This is a genomic window from Nocardiopsis oceani (genome assembly GCF_054777395.1).
Map to the genome: position 1 here is coordinate 1 of NZ_BAAHAR010000100.1, position 5,161 is coordinate 5,161.

The following is a 5,161-nucleotide window of genomic DNA, read 5'->3' on the forward strand; positions in this document are numbered from 1 at the left end:
CGTGGTCGTCGCAGAAGACGTAGAGTGCGGTCAGAAGGGTGTCCAGGTCTCGTTTCACACCAAGACTCTGCGGCACCCTTCGCTGTGTCCGCTACCTGCTTACACATCGGACTCACTCATCTAGGCGTTGGAGGAGTCGTTGCGAAAGGGTTCCACCGTGGACTCCGCGGCCAAGGGCAGCGTCCTCGACGCCGCCGCGAACGCGTTCATGCTTCGAGGGTTCGGGAGCACCACGATCGACGACATCGCCGCTGAGGTGGGTGCGACCAAGGGCCTGGTCTACTACCACTTCCGGTCGAAGTTCGACGTCTTCCTCGCCGTCTACGAGGAAGGCATGCGGCGGGTCCGCGAGCGCGTGGAACCGTACGCGCACGGCAGCGGAACCGGCCATGAACGGCTGGTGACGATGTCCGTCGCCCACGTGACCAACCTGATGGAGGACGTGGCCTACCACCACGTCGTCCACCAAGGGGTGCGCGCGCAGGCGTCCGTCGAACTGAAGGTCCGCCAGCGCGACGCCCTGGTCGCGCTCAACGAGCTCAGGCGCGACTACGCGCGCATGTTCCAGCAGGTGGTCTCCGACGGCGTCGAAGACGGTTCCCTGCGGGAGGTGGACACCTCGCTGGCCACCCGGACACTGCTCAGCAACCTCAACGCCGTCGACACGTGGTACCGCAAGGTCGACGACCAGACCGAAGAAGAGGTGCACGAGTTGGCGCGTCAGGTGGTCGACCTGATCATCGGTGGGTTCACCTCTCGATGACGGATAGCCGGGCACCGGACGGCTGATGCCCGGCGGCGGGAGGGGTGTCAGACCATGCGGGTGCCGCCGTTGACGTCCAGGGTGTGCCCGGTGACCGTCGCTGCCCCGTCCCCGACCAGGTACCGCACGGCCGCGGCCACCTCGTCCGTCCGGGCCGGGCGCCCCACCGGCGGCGGGGCTTTGCGCAGGTGCGCGGGGACCTGGTCGCGCACCGTGTCGACGAATCCGGGCGAGACCGCGTTCACCGTCACCCCCGAGGCCGCGTACTCGTGGGCCAGCGCCTTGGTGAGGCCCACGAGGCCGGCCTTGGCGGCCACGGAGTGGGCGCGTCGGCCGGCTCCCGCCTGCCCGGCGACCCCGGCGATATTGACGATCCGCCCCCACCCGGCTTCCAGCATGTCCGGCAGCACCGCCTGGGCGCACACGAACGCCCCCTTGAGGTTGGTGTCCACCACCTCGTCCCACTCCTGGGAGGTCAGCTTCAGGAAGTCCTCTTCGGGGCGCACCGCCGCGTTGTTGACCAGCACCGACACCGGGCCCAGCTCGGCACGGGCGCGCTCCACGCCAGCGCGCACAGCGTCGGCGTCGCGGATGTCGGCCGCCCACATGAGCGGCCTGCGGCCGTGCGCAACGATCTGTTCGGCCGTGGTGCGGGCGTCCGGGCCGTCGGTTCGGGCCAGCATGAGCACGTCGAAGCCGTCCTCGGCCAGCCCGGCGGCGATGCTCCGGCCGATGTTGCGGGTCGCTCCGGTCACCAGCGCCACGCGCGCGCCCGTCGCACTCATCAGGACTCCTCGGGGGTGGACGCGGCCCGGTACCGCGCGGGGCCGTCGACTCTACGCCTTGGATGGACCCCATGTCTCCCGGGGAGGGCGGGCCGACTGGCGGCCTACCGATCCGGGTCTGCGGGGCGGCGGAGGGCCCGGCCGTCGGTGCGGGGGCGTACCCCGGGCCGAGCCCGCCCGCACGGCAGGCGGACGGGCTCGGGTGTGCGCTGGTGTTCGCCGATCAGCGGCGGGTGGTCACTCCAGCGGCAGGTCAGCGATCTCGCCGAACTCGGGGACCTCCACGTCCACGGCGTCCACGTCTTCGGGGACCATGTACATCGCCCAGTAGGTCACGCTCTCGTCGGGACCCAACCGGTCGATGATGCTGCTCCCCGAGCGGATGGTGCACAGGCATTTCTCGTCCTCGTTGGCCAGCGGGTAATAGCGCTCCTGCCCGGTGCTGTCGCCCAGGGCGGTGCCCGCTTGGGCGTACAGCCCGTAGTCGCGGTTGTCGGTGACGTTGCCCAGGTAAAGGTCATCGCTCCCCTGGTACTCGATGGTGTAGACGAGGGTCACGAACTCACCGGTGGAGTCCCGGGAGACCTCGTTGACCTCGACGGAGGCGTCGAGCGTGTCTTCTCCGATGCCCTGCGCTTCGGCGATCGTCTCCAGTTCGGCCGGGGCGGCGGATGCCTGGACGGGGGCCAGGACCAGGGCGGAGGCCGCGCCGAGGGAGAGCAGGCCGGTCCACCGGGCTGCGCTGCTGTTGTGCTGCGTGCTCATGGTGGCGGTGTCCTTACTTTTCCAGGGTGATGGTGACGCGGCGGTTCTGCTCGCGTCCGTCTTCGGCGTCGTTGTCGGCGACGGGGTCGGCGGATCCGTGCCCCTCGGCCTCGTAGTCGACGCCGTCATCGTCCACGAGCTCGGTGAGGAGGTCCTCGACCGCTGCGGCCCGGTCCTCGGAGAGGGGGTTGTTGACCTCGTCGTTGCCGGTGTTGTCGGTGTGACCGTCGATGCGCACGGTTTCGATACCGGCGTCGTCGATGTCGTCGGCGACCGCTTCGAGGCTCTCCTCGGCGTCGTCGTTGAGGTTGGCGCTGTCGGTGGCGAACAGGACGTCGGAGGAGATGTCGTAGCTGATCTCGTCGTCGGTCTCGTTGCGCTCCAAGCCTCCGGATGTTCCCCCGTCGTCGCCGTTGTCGGCACCCTCGTCCGCCTCGTCCGCGTCGTCACCGTCGTCGCCGGAGCCGCCGGCCAGCTCCTCCGTCCGCTCCACGAGGTCGAGGGTGAGGGGGTCGGCCAGGTCGGGGTGGTCGTGGTCCTCGCCGTCGGTGACGGGGATGCCGTGGAAGGGCGGGGATACGGGGGTGAGCACGGTCATGGCCTCGGCGCCTTCGGTCGGCTCGGGGAAGGTGACCCAGGCCTCCTCCACGGCACCGGCGTCGATGCCGTCGTCCAGCCCGCCGCAGTAGCAGGTCTCGTGGTCGCTGGTGGTGAAGGCCAGGTGGTCCTTGTGCGCTTCGGTGTCCAGCAGTCGGACACCGGACAGGGCACCGTCGGCGTGGTCGCGGTCCTGCATGGAGTGCAGGTTCCGGATGTTGTCGGTGGAGTTGTTGCCGATTCCCATGGTCAGGCGCAGGACTCCGTCGCCGATGCGTTCGAGGGCGCGCACCTCGACCTCGAGCTCCTCGTCGTCATTGGCACTGACGGTGGTACTGACGGGCAGTTCGACGGTGTCGCCGCCTCCGCCGTCCTCCTTCCCGGACTCTTCCGCGGACTCTTCCGCGGGGTCGTCGGCCTCGGCGTCGTCGGCGCTGTTGTCGGAGAGCACCCCGCACCCGGCGGTGAGGAGGACGAGTGCGCCCGCCAGGGCCATCACCCGCAGGGGGGAAGTGCGTGGTGTGTGTTCTTCGGTGCTGTGCATGTCTCCCACTCGGTTTCGTCGGGGATCAACGCAAGCCAACATAGTGTTTTCTTTTAGGCTGCAAGCGTTGTGTATTCACCTCTTCTTGTTTGCTTTGACGCGAAGAACTTCCCATCGGTTCCCAAAGAAGTTGGCGGATTCGCCTGTCGGCAGGCACCACGAATCGCCCCGTGCACTGCGGTGGAGGCTGTCCGCTCGGGGTAAGCGGGGGGATCTGCGGCCGCGAGAGGGGCCGGCTTGCCCGTGTTCCGAGGGTTACCCAGCGTGTGGGTTCAGCGGGCGTGTGGGACCGGTGGCGAGTGGGGGCCGTGGGTACAGAGGTGGCGGTTCAGCGGGCCAGCGGGGAGCCGCAGCACTTCTTGTACTTGCGCTCCGAACCACAGGAGCAGGGCTCATTGCGGCCGGGCGTCCTTGCAACGGGCGGGGCTTCCGGTTCGGGAGCCTGCTGGCCGCCGGGGAAAGGCTGGGGCGCGGGCCCACCGTTCTCGAGGTCGGCGAGGCTCTCCGCCGGCGGCAGGTAGGCGTCGGTGGAACGGGCCGCGAGGTCGTGGGCGTCGGGGCTCATACCGAGGAGCTCGCGCATGCGGGCTCGGCCGGTCAGCGGCATCAGGCCGAGCCGGTTGAGCTCGGCGACGGTCTCGGGTGGTTCGGCGAGGATGCCGCGGCAGACGACGTTGTAGCAGTGCAGAGCCCTGTCGTACGCGCCGCGGTCGGCGAGGTCCTCGGCGAGGAGCAGGGCCACGCCCCGGTCGAGCCCGGGGCCCATGAGCTCGTCCAGGAGCCGATCCGCATCCTCCGCCCTTCCCTCGGCGCGGAGCAGCCCGGACAGCTGGTGGGTGGCGAACTGGCGGTGCCCGGGGTGCGGCGCGTGCTCTCGCAGCGCCTCGGCGAGCGTCCGCGCGCTGCCCGGCGCGCGCTGGCGCAGGGCGTCCACCGCGTCGAGGAGGATCTCGCCCGCTTCCTCGGGGAAGGACTCCAGGTCCTTCAGGTGCTTCTGGGGCAGGTCCAGGCCGTGGGCTGCTTCCCAAAGCGGCTGCGGAACAGCGTCGGGACTCGGGGATGTGTCGGTCATCCTTCCAGGTTAGGGCGTGTTCGGTGGATGCTGCCCGTCGCGAGCGGCGGGGGGTACTGCGCCGTAGGCGTCCGTTGAGGGTTGGTGGCGGGCGACGGGCGGGAGCATCCAGTGGTGTTGGCACAAGGCCGAAGAAGGAGTTCCCCTACTGTGCACTGCCTCGCAAGCTCGGCAGCATCGCACAGCGGGGGCCCGCCCGGGTTTGGCTGTCGACTGAGAGATGCGCAGTGACAGTGCCGCTGGGGCGACGCGCAGCAGGGTAAGTGTCCGCCGAACACGCCCTAAGGGCCTGGTGACAAGGGGGGTTTGGTTGCCCTGCCCTTGGGGTGTGCCGCTTGCCGCGCGGGTGGGGAGTCCGCGCGGATGGGGAGTCCGCGCGGATGGGGAGTCCGCGCGGGTGGGGAGTCCGCGCGGGTGGGGAGTCCGCGCGGGTGGGGAGTCCGCGCGGGTGGGGAGTCCGCGCGGGTGGGGAGTCCGCGCGGGTGGGGAGTCCGCGCGGGTGGGGTTTGTTGTTGGGTGCGGGTTTCCCCGTTTCCTGCCGCTTGATGGTGGCCGTCTCCGCTGCGCGCGTCAAGGTCGTCGCCATCGAGCGCTTCGCGCGTCATTGGCGCTCCACCTTGACCCGCTTCGCTGCG

Annotated in this window: 5 protein-coding genes; 1 reads left to right on the plus strand and 4 read right to left on the minus strand. The window is 69.8% G+C overall.

Going from position 1 to position 5,161, the window contains the following annotated elements; translation table 11 throughout:
* Nucleotides 1–139: 139 nt before the first annotated feature.
* Nucleotides 140–763, plus strand: coding sequence for a TetR family transcriptional regulator (locus ACYVDG_RS32380; RefSeq protein ID WP_460763954.1), 624 nt, complete (start codon nt 140–142; stop codon nt 761–763).
* A gap of 47 nt (nt 764–810) precedes the next feature.
* Here the strand turns inward: ACYVDG_RS32380 and ACYVDG_RS32385 are convergent, their stop codons facing one another.
* The 4 genes from ACYVDG_RS32385 to ACYVDG_RS32400 form a co-directional block, all read right to left on the minus strand.
* Nucleotides 811–1,548 carry an SDR family NAD(P)-dependent oxidoreductase gene (locus ACYVDG_RS32385; protein WP_460763957.1) on the minus strand — a complete coding sequence of 246 codons (738 nt, stop codon included), beginning with the start codon at nt 1,546–1,548 and terminating at the stop codon, nt 811–813.
* 237 nt (nt 1,549–1,785) lie between these two features.
* Nucleotides 1,786–2,313, minus strand: a complete 528-nt coding sequence (locus ACYVDG_RS32390) for a hypothetical protein (RefSeq protein WP_460763960.1) — start codon at nt 2,311–2,313, stop codon at nt 1,786–1,788.
* A gap of 13 nt (nt 2,314–2,326) precedes the next feature.
* A complete protein-coding gene (locus ACYVDG_RS32395; RefSeq protein ID WP_460763963.1) occupies nt 2,327–3,454 on the minus strand; it encodes an OmpA family protein in 1,128 nt (375 codons plus the stop codon).
* A gap of 328 nt (nt 3,455–3,782) precedes the next feature.
* Entirely contained in the window at nt 3,783–4,526 is a 744-nt protein-coding gene (locus tag ACYVDG_RS32400) for an SEC-C metal-binding domain-containing protein (RefSeq protein ID WP_460763968.1), read from the minus strand.
* Nucleotides 4,527–5,161 lie beyond the last annotated feature (635 nt).

Excerpts from the sequence above, each read along its gene's own strand:
- ACYVDG_RS32385 (WP_460763957.1), bottom strand. The coding sequence starts at position 1,548 with ATGAGTGCGACGGGCGCGCGCGTGGCGCTGGTGACCGGAGCGACCCGC.
- ACYVDG_RS32390 (WP_460763960.1), bottom strand. The coding sequence starts at position 2,313 with ATGAGCACGCAGCACAACAGCAGCGCAGCCCGGTGGACCGGCCTGCTC.
- ACYVDG_RS32395 (WP_460763963.1), bottom strand. The coding sequence starts at position 3,454 with ATGCACAGCACCGAAGAACACACACCACGCACTTCCCCCCTGCGGGTG.
- ACYVDG_RS32400 (WP_460763968.1), bottom strand. The coding sequence starts at position 4,526 with ATGACCGACACATCCCCGAGTCCCGACGCTGTTCCGCAGCCGCTTTGG.